The sequence below is a fragment of the Vreelandella venusta genome (assembly GCF_044809155.1).
Classification (GTDB): Bacteria; Pseudomonadota; Gammaproteobacteria; order Pseudomonadales; family Halomonadaceae; genus Vreelandella; species Vreelandella venusta_B.
Genome location: NZ_CP085241.1, coordinates 578,272 through 593,510 on the forward strand (window position 1 = coordinate 578,272; position 15,239 = coordinate 593,510).

Below are 15,239 nucleotides of genomic sequence, written 5' to 3' on the forward strand. Positions count from 1 at the left end.
CAAGATTTCGCTGACAGTGCCCCCGTAGGCTGCAACCCATAAAAAGGAGTAAAGCATGGCTATTTATCAGTTTGGCGAGTTAACGCCCGATGTTCATGAGGATGTGTATATCGCCGAGACAGCCGACGTTATCGGTCAGGTGACGCTTAAGGCGCGTTCAAGCGTGTGGTATCAGGCAGTATTGCGCGGCGATAGCGACCATTTAGAAGTAGGCGAAGAGAGCAATATTCAGGATGGCGCCGTGCTCCACGCGGATCCAGGTTACCCGCTTAAGATTGGTAAAGGTGTCACGGTGGGGCATCAGGCAATGCTGCATGGCTGCACGATAGGTGATGGTTGCTTAATAGGTATCCAGGCGGTGGTGCTTAATGGGGCTGTAATTGGGGAAAACAGCTTGGTAGGGGCGGGGGCGTTTATCAAGGAAGGCGCGGTGTTTCCGCCTAATTCACTGATTGTGGGCTCGCCGGCCAAAGTAGTGCGAGAGCTTTCTGCCGAGGCCGTCGAGGGGCTGAAGCTAAACGCGCAAAGCTATGTGATGCGCGGTCAGCAGCATGCAAGCACCCTAAAGCGTATCGGTTAGTCGTTCTGATATGCCTTAAAACGCCACACCCCAGGCAAGGCCTAGGGTGTGGGAAGTGCGTTATCGAGTTACTAACCTTATCCGTAAACCTGGGCTACCTACATAAGCGGATCGGTAACGCCGATAACATAGAACGCGATGAGCGCAATGATGCCGGTGAATACTAGGTAGTAGATGGTCGGGATAATGGTTTTGCGGATCGTCGCGCCTTCGCGGCCAAGTAAGCCAACGGTGGCTGAGGCGGCTACAACGTTATGGATTGCAATCATATTACCCGCCGCCGCACCGACTGCCTGGAGCGCTACCATCATCGCGGTAGAGAGGCCCAGCGTTTGTGCAATGCTGAACTGGAACTCGGCCAACATCAGGTTAGATACCGTGTTCGAGCCGGCAATGAAGGCGCCCATGGCACCTACCGCAGGCGCAAAGAACGGATAGACCCCGCCGACGCTATTAGCAACCGCCTGCGCCATCATAACCGGCATGGAGACCAGGTCAGCGCCGTTCACACCGGAGTTGATTAGAATACGCACCATCGGCACGGTGAAAATCAGTACGAAACCGGCACCAAAGATCGTCTTGGTGGACTCCGATACTGCTGCGCTCATCTGGCGTGTATTCATTTGATGCAAGAAGTACGTCACGATAACCACGGCAACTATAATGCCGCCCGGCAGGTAGAGGGGCTGCAAGCCGCCACTAATACCAGCTTCGCCAAAGATGTTAGCCCAGCTTAGGTTGATCGAGGTAAGCGCGTTACGCAGTGGCTCAACGGTGCGAGAAGCGACCAGGAAAATTGCCAGCAGTACGTAGGGAATCCAGCCTTTCAACGTCGACATCGGCGCTTTGCCTGCCACGTCATCCAGCTTGATCTGCAGATTGCCGATCCACTCATCGGGCCAGGAGGAAGATTCCGGGAAGTCCCACGTATCTTTGGGCAGCAGGAAGCCTCTACGTGCTGCAGGTACCACAATCGCTAAGCCCACCATCGCGCCAATCATTGACGGGAATTCTGGACCTAAGAAAACGCCAACCAAGGTGTAAGGTACAACAAAGGAAATACCGGTGAAGATAGCGAAGGGTACAATGGAAAGGCCTTCTTTCCACGAGCGGTTAGCGCCAAAGAAGCGCACCATAATCAGCACGAGAATCAGCGGCATTAAAATACCTACGATACCGTGAGTAATGGCAACGCCACTGGTGATCATCTGGAAAAACACATCCCAGCTTGACCCCGCCGCTTCCAGCTCAGCGGTAATGCCGATTCGGTCAAGTCCGCTTCCAACCCCTACCACTACCGGAGTGCCCACAGCACCAAATGACACCGGCGTAGACTGAATCATCATACCCACAACGACCGCGGCCAAGGCAGGGAAGCCAAGCGCTACCATCAAGGGTGCTGCTACGGCTGCCGGTGTACCGAAGCCTGAGGCGCCTTCAATAAAGCAGCCAAACAGCCAAGCAACGATTAACGCCTGGACGCGGCGGTCAGGGCTGATGCCCGAAAAGCCGTTACGAATGGCGGTAATGCCACCGGAGTGTTTCAGCGTATTCAATAGCAGAATAGCGCCAAAAATAATCCACAGCAGGCCGGCGGTCTGAATCAAACCCTGAACAGTCGACGCAGCTACGCGGCTGAATGACATGTCCCAGGCGGTCAGAGCGATAACCGCAGCGGTTAGGAAGACAATCGGCATCGCTATTTTGGCAGGTATTTTAAAGCCTATGAGCAAAATACCTGCTAACAACAGCGGCAGAAATGCCAGGAGTGCAAGTGTCGTTTCATTCATGGGAGGAACTGCCCCTTGTTATTAATTTGGTATGCGCCGCAGTAGCCGACCAGCCTGCGACTGCAATACTGGTTGGGTCAGTGTGAAAGATACGTTTAGGCTGAGTGAATGACTACATTGGAAAATTGGTCTTACCAGCGAAGTGGCGGCATGATATCTAGATTTAGACGATTTTTAATTTTCTAGCTAATTGTTTTTATTGAATTTTTAAGTATTTTTAGAAAAAGGGAAGTTGGCGAACTCATTAGACTAATAGACAGTACAGTTGCTATCTAAAAAATAGGTACAGATCTAGTGTAGCCTTGCGTCGTAAGTGGCTTACGCCCATTGTTATCATCGGTAACACTCTTTAATAACGACAATCAATTTCTCCGAGGTTATGACCGTGGCAATTACTCTTTATGATCTGTGTGGACGGGACGAACAGTTACGCTTTTCACCTTACTGCTGGCGTGTGCGTATGGCGCTAGCCCATAAAGGTCTGGCATTTGAGACCGTCGCCTGGCGTTTTCTTGAAAAAGAGGCGTTAGCGTTTGCGGATTACGGCAAGGTGCCCGTCCTTACCGATGGCGATACAGTGGTTACCGACAGTTTCGACATTATGCGCTACCTAGATCGCGCGTATCCGGATGCCCCTGTGCTGGGCGAAGGGGAGAGCTTCCAGCGCGTGCTGTTTTTTAAACTCTTTGTAGAGCGCAGCGTGACCCCGGCACTGTTTCGGATAGTGGTGATGGACTTGCTAAGCGCCATTCATCCGGATGATCGTGCCTATTTTCGCGAAACCCGCGAGGCTCGTTTCGGTGCGCGTTTAGAAGAAGTCCACCAGCCAGAGCAGGGCCGTCAGCAGCTCAAACAGGCACTTGCCCCGGTACGCGATCTATTAAGAGAGAGTGCGTTCTTGGATGGCGATGCACCAAGCGGCGCCGACTACCTGTTATTTGGTAGTTGGATGTGGGCTTACACAGTGTCATTAGAGACGTTAGTCGCTCCGGGGGACCCGGTAGACGAATGGTTCAAACGCATGCTCAAGGTGCATAACGGTGTCGCGGGTAAAGCGATAACCGTACGTGACTTGTCGACGGCGACCTAAAGCACAGGAGCTGGGTTTTAAAATAGCCCGTTATGCTTTTAGTGCCATTATGGGAAAGTTTTTTAATCGACTGTTTTATAGTGGTTATTAGGAAGTTTTTAAGTAGCTTTTTGATTCTCAACCGCCGGTTTGCATATGTATGACGAAAATCATGTTGCACTGCACAAAAAGCACTGCTAGCTTTGTAGATAGTTAAAGGCAGATGTTTAACCATCGCCTGCAAAGGCGCACTGAATTGCTAGCACGCTTAAGGAGACTCTCTAATGAATAAAACAGTCGAGAAAACTAACCAGCAGCTTGAGTCCGCATTCGTAACGCCTATGCGTTCGTATACGTTGGCCGCGCTTGATTACTACGAACTGCTTGTCAGCGCTCAGCTAGACGCAGCGCGTGCGTACTCCGACATGACCATTGCCCAGGCGCGTGTTTGGCTAGATGTCAAAGATGCTGAGGGCTTTAAAAAAGCCATGGACAGCCAGCAAAAAGCAGCGACTGATCTTATGGAGCGCATAAAAGGTGATTCTGAAAAAGTCACCTCTATCAGCCAAAGTTTTATGGAAGATAGCCAGAAAATGGCTGAAGATAGCACCAAAAAGGCGGTTGAAGCTGTTAAGCAGTAACTCACCGCCGCTCTTCGCTAAAATGCCGCGCCTTTGGGCGCGGCATTTTTTTGGCAGCATAAAACGGCTTTCAAACAATGAGTGTTTAACGCTGCTCTTATAACGCGATGTCTAGCCGTTGCTTCTATCTTTTAACGCGTTCACAGCGGCTGTTCAGCCCGTGCTCTTAGTCGAAAGCGTGCAATGCGGATAATTTGTTCAATGGCGGTTTTCCGCTCCTGGGCTAAATCGTTATCCAGGCGCGTTTCAAATGCGGCCAATATAGCGTGGCGATCCAGGCCTTTAACGGCAATAACAAACGGGAAACCGAATTTAGCTTTATACGCGGCGTTCAGCTGTTCAAAGCGAGCAAACTCTTCAGGAGTACACTGATCTAATCCCGCCCCCGCCTGTTCTCGGCTGGAGTCTTCAGTCAGTTCACCTGCCAAAGCGGCTTTACCGGCTAAATCCGGGTGCGCTTGAATGACCGCAATTTGCTGCTCGGGCGATGCTTGCTGCAGCATCAGTCCCATTAGATCCGCAAGCGCGTCGGGGGCATTATGCGCTTCACTTAACCCCTGCTCCCACGCGGCTTCTGCCACCCACGGTGAGTGCTCATAAATATCGCCGTAATGATGGGTAAAGCTTTCCAGGCTGCAGGTGCTTGGCGCAGGTGAAAGAGTAGGCAAGGGGGATGTAGGCACAAAAACTCTCCAAGGCGTTCTATGGTGAACCAACTGTATACAATAAATAGTAGTAATTGTACCCTTTGACCGATAGGTCAGTTTTCTTAAATAATCTTAATGATGATCTTGAATAGGGCGCCGTCTTTCAGGAATGCTCCATAACTGTCATATAGCGCGCGTTAAACTGATAAGCTAAAGACATTAAACGTTAATTTGCATGGTTGGAACGCTATGAACGCACTGCACTTCTCTTCGATCCGTCGCACTAAAATTGTCGCCACCCTAGGCCCAGCCAGCGACCGTGAAGGGGTGCTTGAGGCTATGCTCGCGGCGGGTGTAGATGTGGTGCGTTTGAATTTCTCCCATGGTACCGCCGAGGATCATCGGCGTCGTTTGATGCGCGTGCGTGAAATCGCGTCCCAGCTTGGTCGCAGTGTGGCCGCCTTAGGTGACCTCCAAGGCCCTAAAATCCGTATCGCCCGCTTTCGGGATGGCGCAGTAGTGTTGAAAGAAGGCGAGCCGTTTGTGCTGGATATGTCGCTGGATAGCGATGCTGGCGATATCCACCAGGTGGGCTGTGACTATAAAACGCTCTCGCAAGATGTGAGCGCCGGTGACCGCCTGCTGTTAGACGATGGGCGCGTGGTACTCGACGTGACCCGCGTTGACGGCCAGCAGGTGCATACCCGTGTAGTGGTAGGCGGCAAGCTCTCCAATCACAAAGGCATCAACAAGCAGGGCGGCGGGCTTTCTGCTCCGGCATTAACCGAAAAAGATAAAGTCGATCTAAAAACCGCCGTTGAGATTGGCGTCGATTATTTGGCGATTTCATTCCCGCGCCATGCAGAAGATATGCACGAAGCGCGCCGCCTGCTGGGCGAAGCAGGCAAAGAGATTGGTTTAGTCGCCAAAGTAGAGCGCGCCGAAGCAGTCGCAGATGACGCTACCCTGGATGGCATTATTGAAGCCTCTGAGGCGGTGATGGTCGCGCGGGGTGACCTAGGCGTTGAGATTGGCGACGCCAAACTGGTGGGTGTTCAGAAGCGCATGATCAAGCGTGCGCGGTCGCTGAACCGTGCGGTCATTACTGCTACGCAAATGATGGAAAGCATGATTTCAGCACCGCTACCCACCCGCGCCGAGGTGTTTGATGTGGCCAACGCGGTGCTGGACGGCAGCGATGCCGTCATGCTGTCAGCGGAAACGGCGGCCGGTGACTATCCGCTAGAAACCGTAGAAGCCATGTCGCGGGTATGTTTAGGTGCCGAGCGTGAAAAAACCGCTCAAGAGTCGGGCCACCGTATGCATGAAGGCTTTTCTCGGCCTGATGAAACCATTGCGCTTTCCGCGATGTACGCAGCGAACCACATGGAAGGCATCACGGCCATTGCGTGCATGACGTCATCTGGCTATACGCCGCTTATTGCTTCGCGCATTCGCTCGGGCCTGCCCATTGTTGGCTTAGCACACAACCCTATCGCCCAGCGGCGCATGGCGCTCTACCGGGGTGTGGTATCACTCCCCTTCGATACGTCTGAAATGAGCGCCACTGAGCTTAATGACCAAGCGCTTATCCTGCTGGTGAAGCAAGGGGTCGCCAAGGCGGGTGACTACGTGATTCTTACCCGTGGTGACCACATGAACGCCCATGGAGGAACCAACACCATGAAGGTGATGGCCATTACTGAGCAACACGTCGCGCAAGCACAGGTGTAACGCCATGCGTGCACTGCTATTGGCTTGTTTGATGTTCGTCAGCGCACCGGCATTGGCCAGTGCGCAGCCACCGATTATCGCGGCGGCATCGGATTTACAGTTTGCGCTTACCGAAGCGGCTGAGCGGTTTAAGGCGCAGACCGGGGCAGACGTAAGGCTTAACTTTGGGTCATCGGGCAACTTCCGCCGTCAAATTGCCCAGGGGGCGCCCTTTGAACTCTACCTTTCCGCTGATGAAGCGTATGTCTTCGCGCTTCATCAGGAGGGCCATACCCTGGATGAGGGCACTATTTACGCTGCTGGTCGGCTGGTATGGCTACAGCGTTCACAGCGTGGCGACTTGCCCGATGACACCGCCCCGTTAGCCGGCGTCGAGCAAGCCATTGCCGCCCAAGCCAGCGGTACGCGCGCGCGTATCGCTTTGGCAAATCCTGAGCATGCGCCTTACGGCGTTGCTGCCCAGCAGGCGCTGAGCCATGCTTCGTTATGGGAGCCGGTCGCGCCGCTTCGCGTGTTAGGAGAGAATGTCTCCCAAGCGGCCCAGTTTGCTTTGGCAGACGATGCCCGCGGTGGCTTGGTGGCTTATTCGCTGGCGTTAGCCCCAGCCCTTGCCGAGCGCAGTGAGTACGTACTGATTCCTGAGGAGTGGCATGCACCGCTACGCCAGCGCATGGTGCTCACCCGCCAAGCGGGTGACGTGGCGAAAGCCTTTTATGCCTGGCTTCAGGAAGACGAAGCGCTAGCGATTCTCAAGCAGTATGGCTTTAGTACCGAGTAATGGATTGGTCGGCGCTGTCGGTTTCGCTTCGTTTGGCCGCGTTAACGTGCCTGTTTTTACTTCCCGTTGGAATATGGGCGGGTCGCGCCCTGGCAACGGCACGCTTTCGGGGCAAAGGGCTATGCGAAGCCCTTATCGCGCTGCCGCTGGTGCTGCCGCCCACGGTGCTGGGGTTCTATTTACTGCAGCAGTTTGGCCGTGATGCTCCGTTAGGCAGCGTATGGGCAACGCTTACCGGAAGCGGGTTAAACTTCACCTTTAGCGGCATCTTGTTAGCGTCGCTCATTGCTAATCTTCCCTTCGCTATTCAGCCTATTCAACGAGCCTTTGAGCATGTGCCCACTAACCTGCGCGAAGCGGCGTGGTGTAGCGGCCTTAGCCCCTTGCAAACCCTCTGGCGTATTGAGCTGCCGCTAGTGTGGCCAGGTATTCTCTCCGCTGCCGCCTTAACCTTTGCCCACACGCTGGGTGAGTTTGGCGTTATTTTGATGGTGGGGGGCGCTATCGATGGTGAAACCCGCACCTTGGCGATTGCGATTTACGACCGTGTACAGGCATTTGACGAGCAGGGGGCGGCGCGTATGTCAGCGCTGCTGCTGTTGGTATCGCTCACCACTCTGGGCCTCGTATATGGCCTAGCAGGCAAGCGCAGGTGGGCACGTGGCTAATCTCACGGTAACGGTTGAGCAAAGCGGCCCGATACCGCTTCACGCGTCGTTTAGCTGCGCGCCGGGAGAGCTGCTGGCGCTGGTCGGGCCATCGGGCAGTGGTAAAACCACACTGCTGCGCACTATCGCGGGGCTTTATCAACCCAAATACGGCGAGGTGACCTGTGCCGGGCAGGCCTGGTTTTCAACACCTGAACATGCAGATGGCAAGCGTATTTCGCTATCTCCCCAGCAGCGCCAAATCGGCATGGTATTTCAAGATTACGCACTGTTTCCGCATTTAAACGCACTGGATAATATTCAGCTTGCCCTTAGCCATCTGCCCAAATCCCAGCGCTATGCCCATGCAATGCAGTGGCTGAGTAAGGTGCGCTTGGAAGGGTTAGAGGCACGCTTTCCTAATGAGCTTTCCGGTGGCCAGCGCCAGCGGGTGGCGCTGGCGCGAGCACTGGCCCGCGAGCCACGAGTGTTACTGCTGGATGAGCCTTTTTCGGCAGTCGACCAAGTCACGCGACGCCGCTTACAGCGGGAGCTAGCGCTGCTGCGCCAGCAAATACCTATCCCCATTGTGCTAGTTACCCACGACTTAGAGGAAGCCGCTGCGCTAGCGGATCAAATCTGCGTGCTACATAACGGCACTAGCCTTCAGCAGGGCACGCCTGAAACGCTGTTCCGACGGCCTATCTCACCTTTAGTGGCGCGTTTGCTTGATCGTCATAATGTCTTTGAGGGCGAAGTGGTGGACTGGCAGGGGCAGCGCCGTCTTAAGTGGGGCGAGTGGCTGCTGGAAGTCGGCGAGGGACTCCAATCGTTTGCCGTGGGCAGCCGTATAGGCTGGTACCTGCCGCCATCGGATATTGTACTGCATCGACGAGGGCGGCCCTCCCAGGGTGAGCGCGAAAACCCCGTAGCGGCCTTCGTCAGTGAAATGGTGGTGCTCGGTGGCATTACGTCGATTGTGCTGCGTGTTTCAAATGGCGATATGTTACGTTTCGACATCGCGACGCATGCGGCTAGGCGTAACCAGCTCACGCTTGGCGAGCAGGTGCATGTGTCGCTGCTGGCGGAAGGCATACACCTGATGCCAGCGCATCGTCCCCATGTGGCACCGCATAACAAAAGGAACTCGCTATGACTATGACGCGCCGTCAGTTGTTAAAAACCTCCCTCGGTGTTTCTCTGGCCGCCAGCTTGCCAGTGCCGCTGCTTTCTTGGGCAGTGGAGTCCAGCCAAGCTGCTACGCTACCGCTTGCGATTCACAGCCAGGATGGCCCCCATCGATTGGATGTGGAAGTGGCGGAAACCACGGCTCAGCGCCAGCGGGGTCTAATGGGGCGTGAACACTTGCCGGAAACGCGCGGAATGCTGTTTCGGTTTGAGAGCGAACAACCAGCGGGTAATGCCTTTTGGATGTACCGCACGCTGATTCCGCTGGATATTGCTTATATAGATGGCGAAGGGCGCATTGTGGCGATTAACACCATGCAGCCCTGTGACGCTGAGGCGCCGAGAGAGTGCCCTAGTTACCCAGCAGGAACCGCCTATTACTCTGCACTTGAAGTAAACGCCGGTTATTTCGCTGAGCGCGGTATTCAAGTGGGCGACTGTGTGTCTGTACCCGCTTTAGCGGGATTCTGCCGCCCCGATAGTTAAACGTGCGTTTTTGCATGCGGTGAATTAGGCGGTGCTGGAACGTCGGCGCTTACCCATTTTCAAAACGATCAGCGCGATACCCGCCACGACTAACCCGCCGCCGGTAAGCTTGTGAAAGCCTAAGCTATCGCCCATTAGCAGCGCGCCCAGGCCAACTGCGAGAACGGGTATCAGCAGCGTCATTGGCACCACACGATTAACCGGGTGACGCCGCAATAACCCGTACCAAATGCCGTAGGCCACAATCGACGACATCACGGCGGTGTAAATCATCGCCCCCCACCCTAGCCAGCTGGCTTGCCGCATCGCCTGCCACTGGCCGCTTTCAAATAGCCACGACCCCAGCGCAACTTGAGGTACAGCAAATAGCGCCACCCAGCCCGCCAATGCCAGCGGGGCAATGGGCGGCCCACGTTTGATCAACAGCTGCGATACCGCCCAGCCGAATGCACTCAACAAAAGAATTGCCAGGGGGATAGGGGTGGGCAACGTGGGCCCACCGGCTAACACAATGATTCCTGAAAATGAGAGCAAAAGCCCCACGATACGTTTGGGCCCCAGTTTTTCGTTAAGAAATACCACCGCTAATAGCGTGGCAAAGGGCGTGCCCATCTGTACCAATAGCGCACCGGTGCCCGCTTCTGCCTGGCCCAGACCAATAAACAGTAGCGCAAAGTGCAGGCTGCCAAAGGTGATTGAGAGCAGCAGTAAGAATGGCAGCTGGGCGCGGGCAACCGGATAAAAAGGCACCAGCAGGGAGGCCACTAACATAAACCGGAGAGTGGTCATTAACAGCGGTGGGAGCTCTGCTACGCCTACTTTGATCACGATAATATTGAGTGCCCAAATGGCAATAACAAAGAGGCCTAATAGCAAATCACGAAGCGGCACGTGGCTGTCCCTGAAGTGAGAGAAAGTGATGTAGCTTAGCAGCAAGCAAGCGACACAGTAACGTTCAACGCCATTTGCACCAAAAGTTGAAAGTTAAAAGCTCAATCCTTCGCTTTCTTTCAAACCGCGAGTGCCTACAATGGAGGGCTGCTTCGATAGCGTACAGTGCCTGCAAATGTGCGCTAAGCAGCATAAAACCGCACAATTCATAAAAAACGCACCATAAAAACCAATAAGGATCGACACAATGACGCTGACACGCTCTATGGCTCGTTTTACCGCTGGCTTGGCCGGTGCCGCACTACTTTCCGCTTCACTTTCTGCTCAGGCGCGTGAGCTTTCGGTTTCCACGGTGTTGTCGGATGCCTTTCCCTGGGGGCAGGCCGCTGAAAAGTGGGCTGAACTGGTGGAGGAGCGTAGCGGGGGAGAGCTGACGCTTCGGGTTTACCCGAACTCGCAGCTGGTTTCTGGCGATCAAACCCGCGAATTTTCCGCCATGCGCTCGGGGTTGATTGATGCGGCGGTAGGGTCAACCATCAACTGGTCCCCTCAGGTGCCTGAACTCAACCTGTTCTCTTTACCGTTTTTTATTCCTGATGAAGCATCGGTAGATGCCGTCACTGGCGGTGAGGCGGGAGAAATGGTCTTCGAAGCCATTGAGTCTCGCGGTGTAGTGCCGCTCGCCTGGGGCGAAAATGGCTTTCGCCAAGTCTCTAACTCCCGAGGGGCGATTAGCCAGCCAAGTGATTTGGATGGCTTGAAAATTCGTGTTGTCGGTTCGCCGCTGTTCCAGGATACGTTCTCGGCGCTCGGTGCAGACCCTACGCAAATGAGCTGGACAGATGCCCAGCCCGCGCTGACCACTGGCGCGGTTGATGGCCAGGAAAATCCGCTTTCGGTGTTTGACGTGGCGCGTATTGACCAAGTGGGCCAGGAGCACTTAACGCTCTGGAACTACATGAACGACCCGCTGATTTTTGCCGTGAATCAGCAGGTATGGCGTTCGCTGAGCGAAGCGCATCAGACGTTACTGCGTGAAACCGCCGAAGAAGCAGGCGCATGGGAAATCGCCATGACCCGTGATGAGGAGAGCGAGCGCCTGGCGGCTATTCAGAAGCGCGGCGTCACGGTAACGGAGCTTACTGACGAGCAGTATCAAGCCTTTGTGGATGCGACCCAGTCCGTTTATGAAAAATGGGCGCCGCGCATCGGCGAAGAGCTGGTAGAAGCCGCTCAATCAGCCATCGACGCGCGTTAATCACGCCTGATGCTTTAACTGCCGGCCCGATGACTGGGCCGGTAGCTTTTCTTAAGAGGTTGCCGATGAAAGGCTTTCCCGATGCGCGCCCCGAACGCTGGCTTGGTGCGCTATCTCTTGTTGTTATCTCGCTGATTAGCCTGGGGAATGTGGTTACACGCTACCTCACAGGCGGCTCGTTTTCGTTTACTGAAGAGTTTTCGGTTTTTCTACTGGTGGTGCTGACATTCGCGGGCGCATCGGTGGCGCTAAGGCGTAATCGGCATATCCGCATTAGTTTTTTAGAACGCGCACTGCCTGGGCGGTGGCGGAGTGCCTTGATTCTGTTTCAAGCTTTGTGTGGGCTGATCGTGCTGGGGTTGATTACCTGGTACGGCGGCAAGCTAGCGTGGCAGGAGTACCAGTGGGAGTCGCTTTCACCGGGCTTAGGACTGCCCCAGTGGTGGTATCTTCTTTGGTTGCCGGTGCTTTCTGGCGCCATGTTGTGGCGCCTAGTTCAGCAAACCCGCGATCGGTTGCAGGGGGAGCTGAACAATGACGCCTGATATCTGGATGATCCTGGCCTTCGCCGGGTTGCTCATTGCCGGCGTGCCGGTGGCCTTTTCGCTAGCGCTTTCTGGGGCGGTGGGCATTCTGGTGGGGCTTTCCCCCGACATGCTGGCAACGTTGGGTACCAACACCTATAACAGCATTGCGAAATACCCATTGATTGCGATACCGCTATTTATCCTGACCGGGCTGATTTTTGAACGCTCTGGCGTTGCGCTTCGTTTAGTGCGCTTTGCACAGGCGCTGATTGGCCCGCGCCATGGTGGTTTGGCGTTGGTGGCAGTGTTGGTGTGCATGATTATGGGCGGCATGAGTGGCTCCGGCCCTGCAGACGCCGCAGCGGTGGCCATGGTCATGCTGCCAAGCATGACAAAGGCGGGGTACCCCAAACCATTTTCGGCCACGCTGATCGCGGCCTCCGCCTCAACGGCGATTTTGATTCCTCCGTCGGTGGCGCTGATTCTGTACTCCATTGTGGTACCTGGGGTAGATCTTCGCGCACTTTTTGCAGCAGGCCTCTTTCCCGGTATTTTAGCGGGGTTAGCGCTTTTAGTGCCGGCATTGATTGTTTCCAAACGCTACGGGTGGGAAGGCGGCACGCCGGTGGAAGGCGCTGAGTTGCTCAGCGTACGCACGACGTTTAAACAAGCGCTGCCAGCCCTTTTTGCTCCGGTGCTAATTTTGGGTGGTCTTCGCTCTGGCCTGTTTACGCCCACCGAAGCCGCGGTGGTAGCGGTTGCCTACGGCACGCTGGTGGGGCTGTTTCTCACCAAAGAGCTGTCGCTACGCGATTTATGGGAGCTGCTCGGCGAAGCGGCGATTATTTCTGGGGTGGTGATGCTCATTATTGCCCTGGCAGGTATTTTTGCCTGGGCGGGCACCATGCTAGGCACCTTCCGCCATTTAGCCGAATGGATCATTAGCCTAACTGATAACGGCGTGCTGCTATTGGTGCTCGTGATGTTAGCGGTATTGGTAGCCGGTATGCTGCTGGATGCCATCTCCATCTATCTGATTATGATGCCTATTCTGATTCCTGTGATGCAGCACTTCGAGTGGAATCCGGTGTGGTTCGGGATTTTATTAGCCATGAACATTGCGATTGGACAATTTACACCTCCCGTCGCGGTGAACCTGATGGTGACGACGGAAGTCGCCAAGATACGTTTGGAGCACACCATCGGTTGGGCACTGCTGTTTGTAGTGGCCATGGCATGCGCGCTGACGCTGGTTGCAATTTTTCCAAGCATTGCGCTGTGGCTACCGACGATGTTGGGTTACAACGTTTGATAGTTGGTCGGCGCATCCTGTTTTGGTGCTTCTTTTAGGTTATTAGTATATTTCTTTTTGTTGTATGGTGTGCCACTTACCCTACGCCGTATTTACGTTGGAGATAAGATGATATTCCCCCCACGCTTCGCCCCATTAGTGTTTGCATTTTTGATGTCGATCTACATGGTTACTCTGATGACGTTTGTCATCACCTGGGCAAATACGGGGCTGATAGAAGGCTTTTTAGGGCGCTGGTGGCGCGCTTTCTACATTGCCTGGCCCATCGCATTTTGTTTGATTTTGCTTGGTGCGCCACGGCTTCAGCGGCTGGCGGCAGCGCTTATCAAAAAAGCCGGATGAGCCCTAAACCTTAAGCAAGGTAGGTGCATGCTTAAATATTCATAGGCTATGCGCGAAACGCATATTCTTTCGACGTAAGCATCAATTAACGCCTACTAAACGTTTAAGCCCGCTAGACTTAAACACTCATAGCGTTAGCGGTGCTTGAAACACAAGTGCTTGTGACCGAATGGGGTTTCGCCAAACGCGTGTTTTTTCGCTAAAGTAGTAGAAGTCGGCACTAACCGCCGATGCAGATAAAAGATTGTCTTGAAAACGTTTTGATATCGAGGCACCTGAAGGGAACCGTTCTGCAGGTGGTTTCAAAGCGCATAACGCTCACAACATCAAGATAAAGAGGTATTTCCATGAAACGCCATGTATTTTCTACCGCTGCCTTTTCAGGCGCGCTGATTGCAGCGGCAAGCTTTGCCTCTCCGGCAGTGGCTCAAGATCGTTACATTACCATCGGTACCGGTGGTCAAACCGGCGTTTACTATGTGGTGGGCCAGTCGGTTTGCCGGATGGTTAACCGCGGTAGCGATGAGCACAATATTCGCTGTAATGCACCGTCTACCGGTGGTTCGGTCGCTAACGTTAACGGCATGAAGAGCGGCGAGCTGGACATGGGCGTGGTGCAGTCGGATGTCCAGTACCGTGCTTACAATGGCGAAGCCAATTTCGAAGATACGGGCCCTTGGGAAGATATGCGCGCCGTATTTACCATGCACGGCGAGCCGCTCACCGTTGTTGCTCGTGCTGATTCCGGTATTGAAACGATTACCGACTTCCCCGGTAAGCGCGTCAACATTGGTAACCCTGGTTCTGGCCAGCGTAACACCATGGATGTGGTCATGGATGCGTTTGGTTGGGATGAAGACACCTTTGCCCTTGCCTCACAGCTGGACGCCGCCGAGCAGTCCGCCGCGCTTTCAGATAACAACATCGATGCCATGGTGTACGTGGTAGGCCACCCTAATGGTTCTATCCAAGAAGCCACTACGACAATTGATGCGCGTTTAGTACCGGTGACTGGCGAAGAAATTGACGCGCTGATTGAAGAGTATCCGTACTACACCCGCTCTGTGATCCCGGGTGGCTTATATCGTGGCAACGACGAAGATGTTGAAACCTTCGGTGTTGCAGCAACGTTCGTTTCTTCCACTGACGTTGATGAAGACGTAATTTACGAAACGGTTAAGGCCGTGTTTGAAAACTTCGATCGTTTCAAGCGTCTACACCCAGCGTTTGAAAACCTGAACGAAGAAGACATGATTGCTGACGGCTTAACGGCGCCGCTGCACGATGGTGCAGAGCGTTACTACCGTGAGCGTGGCTGGATCGAGTAATTCTGAACCGTCACATAAAGA

16 protein-coding genes are annotated in these 15,239 nt (G+C 54.3%); 13 read left to right on the forward strand and 3 right to left on the reverse strand.

Features of this window, described 5'->3' with window-relative positions; translation table 11 throughout:
- Positions 1-55: 55 nt before the first annotated feature.
- A complete protein-coding gene (locus tag LG301_RS02845) occupies positions 56-580 on the forward strand; it encodes a gamma carbonic anhydrase family protein (protein WP_404473236.1) in 525 nt (174 codons plus the stop codon).
- A 98-nt stretch (positions 581-678) separates the two neighbouring features.
- Here LG301_RS02845 and LG301_RS02850 read toward each other — a convergent pair whose 3' ends face one another.
- The gene (locus LG301_RS02850; RefSeq protein WP_404473238.1) at positions 679-2,370 is read right to left on the reverse strand and encodes an L-lactate permease; all 1,692 of its coding nucleotides are present in this window, start codon (positions 2,368-2,370) and stop codon (positions 679-681) included.
- A gap of 385 nt (positions 2,371-2,755) precedes the next feature.
- On the opposite strand from LG301_RS02850, the gene LG301_RS02855 reads away from it, so the two are divergent.
- Entirely contained in the window at positions 2,756-3,460 is a 705-nt protein-coding gene (locus LG301_RS02855; protein WP_404473240.1) for a glutathione S-transferase family protein, read from the forward strand.
- A gap of 263 nt (positions 3,461-3,723) precedes the next feature.
- Positions 3,724-4,080: a phasin family protein gene (locus tag LG301_RS02860; protein WP_404473242.1), complete on the forward strand. Its 357-nt coding sequence runs from the start codon at positions 3,724-3,726 to the stop codon at positions 4,078-4,080.
- 140 nt (positions 4,081-4,220) lie between these two features.
- On the opposite strand, the gene uraD is transcribed toward LG301_RS02860, so the two are convergent.
- Complete coding sequence (uraD, locus tag LG301_RS02865; protein ID WP_404473244.1) at positions 4,221-4,763, reverse strand: 2-oxo-4-hydroxy-4-carboxy-5-ureidoimidazoline decarboxylase; 543 nt, start codon at positions 4,761-4,763, stop codon at positions 4,221-4,223.
- A 213-nt stretch (positions 4,764-4,976) separates the two neighbouring features.
- Between uraD and pyk the strand changes: the two genes are divergently transcribed.
- Genes pyk through LG301_RS02890 form a run of 5 tightly spaced genes read left to right on the forward strand, consistent with a single transcriptional unit; the run spans position 4,977 to position 9,560 of the window.
- Positions 4,977-6,461, forward strand: coding sequence for a pyruvate kinase (gene pyk / locus LG301_RS02870; protein WP_404473246.1), 1,485 nt, complete (start codon positions 4,977-4,979; stop codon positions 6,459-6,461).
- Between the two features lie 4 nt (positions 6,462-6,465).
- Positions 6,466-7,239, forward strand: a complete 774-nt coding sequence (modA, locus tag LG301_RS02875) for a molybdate ABC transporter substrate-binding protein (protein ID WP_404473248.1) — start codon at positions 6,466-6,468, stop codon at positions 7,237-7,239.
- Positions 7,239-7,907 (forward strand): molybdate ABC transporter permease subunit, encoded by a 669-nt coding sequence (modB, locus tag LG301_RS02880; protein WP_404473250.1) that lies wholly within the window; start codon positions 7,239-7,241, stop codon positions 7,905-7,907. Before modA ends, modB begins: the two co-directional genes overlap by 1 nt.
- The gene (locus LG301_RS02885) at positions 7,900-9,042 is read left to right on the forward strand and encodes an ABC transporter ATP-binding protein (RefSeq protein ID WP_404473252.1); all 1,143 of its coding nucleotides are present in this window, start codon (positions 7,900-7,902) and stop codon (positions 9,040-9,042) included. The genes modB and LG301_RS02885 overlap by 8 nt, the downstream gene beginning before the upstream one ends.
- Positions 9,039-9,560 (forward strand): DUF192 domain-containing protein, encoded by a 522-nt coding sequence (locus LG301_RS02890; protein ID WP_404473254.1) that lies wholly within the window; start codon positions 9,039-9,041, stop codon positions 9,558-9,560. The genes LG301_RS02885 and LG301_RS02890 overlap by 4 nt, the downstream gene beginning before the upstream one ends.
- Before the next feature lie 24 nt (positions 9,561-9,584).
- Here the strand turns inward: LG301_RS02890 and LG301_RS02895 are convergent, their stop codons facing one another.
- Positions 9,585-10,451, reverse strand: coding sequence for a DMT family transporter (locus LG301_RS02895; protein ID WP_404473256.1), 867 nt, complete (start codon positions 10,449-10,451; stop codon positions 9,585-9,587).
- Positions 10,452-10,698: 247 nt separating this feature from the next.
- On the opposite strand from LG301_RS02895, the gene LG301_RS02900 reads away from it, so the two are divergent.
- The 5 genes from LG301_RS02900 to LG301_RS02920 all read left to right on the forward strand — a co-directional run bounded on the left by LG301_RS02900 (position 10,699) and on the right by LG301_RS02920 (position 15,218).
- Positions 10,699-11,709 (forward strand): DctP family TRAP transporter solute-binding subunit, encoded by a 1,011-nt coding sequence (locus LG301_RS02900; RefSeq protein WP_404473258.1) that lies wholly within the window; start codon positions 10,699-10,701, stop codon positions 11,707-11,709.
- A 65-nt stretch (positions 11,710-11,774) separates the two neighbouring features.
- On the forward strand, positions 11,775-12,254 hold the full coding sequence (locus LG301_RS02905; RefSeq protein WP_404473261.1) for a TRAP transporter small permease: 480 nt from the start codon (positions 11,775-11,777) through the stop codon (positions 12,252-12,254).
- Positions 12,244-13,548: a TRAP transporter large permease gene (locus tag LG301_RS02910; RefSeq protein ID WP_404473263.1), complete on the forward strand. Its 1,305-nt coding sequence runs from the start codon at positions 12,244-12,246 to the stop codon at positions 13,546-13,548. Before LG301_RS02905 ends, LG301_RS02910 begins: the two co-directional genes overlap by 11 nt.
- Before the next feature lie 108 nt (positions 13,549-13,656).
- Positions 13,657-13,890, forward strand: a complete 234-nt coding sequence (locus LG301_RS02915; protein ID WP_404473265.1) for a DUF2798 domain-containing protein — start codon at positions 13,657-13,659, stop codon at positions 13,888-13,890.
- A 347-nt stretch (positions 13,891-14,237) separates the two neighbouring features.
- Positions 14,238-15,218, forward strand: a complete 981-nt coding sequence (locus tag LG301_RS02920) for a TAXI family TRAP transporter solute-binding subunit (protein WP_404473267.1) — start codon at positions 14,238-14,240, stop codon at positions 15,216-15,218.
- Positions 15,219-15,239: the final 21 nt, after the last annotated feature.

What these genes read in the sequence shown, in the direction of transcription:
- LG301_RS02845 (WP_404473236.1), top strand. Translation starts at nt 56, where the DNA reads ATGGCTATTTATCAGTTTGGCGAGTTAACGCCCGATGTTCATGAGGAT.
- LG301_RS02850 (WP_404473238.1), bottom strand. Translation starts at nt 2,370, where the DNA reads ATGAATGAAACGACACTTGCACTCCTGGCATTTCTGCCGCTGTTGTTA.
- LG301_RS02860 (WP_404473242.1), top strand. Translation starts at nt 3,724, where the DNA reads ATGAATAAAACAGTCGAGAAAACTAACCAGCAGCTTGAGTCCGCATTC.
- pyk (WP_404473246.1), top strand. Translation starts at nt 4,977, where the DNA reads ATGAACGCACTGCACTTCTCTTCGATCCGTCGCACTAAAATTGTCGCC.
- modA (WP_404473248.1), top strand. Translation starts at nt 6,466, where the DNA reads ATGCGTGCACTGCTATTGGCTTGTTTGATGTTCGTCAGCGCACCGGCA.
- modB (WP_404473250.1), top strand. Translation starts at nt 7,239, where the DNA reads ATGGATTGGTCGGCGCTGTCGGTTTCGCTTCGTTTGGCCGCGTTAACG.
- LG301_RS02890 (WP_404473254.1), top strand. Translation starts at nt 9,039, where the DNA reads ATGACTATGACGCGCCGTCAGTTGTTAAAAACCTCCCTCGGTGTTTCT.
- LG301_RS02900 (WP_404473258.1), top strand. Translation starts at nt 10,699, where the DNA reads ATGACGCTGACACGCTCTATGGCTCGTTTTACCGCTGGCTTGGCCGGT.
- LG301_RS02905 (WP_404473261.1), top strand. Translation starts at nt 11,775, where the DNA reads ATGAAAGGCTTTCCCGATGCGCGCCCCGAACGCTGGCTTGGTGCGCTA.
- LG301_RS02910 (WP_404473263.1), top strand. Translation starts at nt 12,244, where the DNA reads ATGACGCCTGATATCTGGATGATCCTGGCCTTCGCCGGGTTGCTCATT.
- LG301_RS02915 (WP_404473265.1), top strand. Translation starts at nt 13,657, where the DNA reads ATGATATTCCCCCCACGCTTCGCCCCATTAGTGTTTGCATTTTTGATG.
- LG301_RS02920 (WP_404473267.1), top strand. Translation starts at nt 14,238, where the DNA reads ATGAAACGCCATGTATTTTCTACCGCTGCCTTTTCAGGCGCGCTGATT.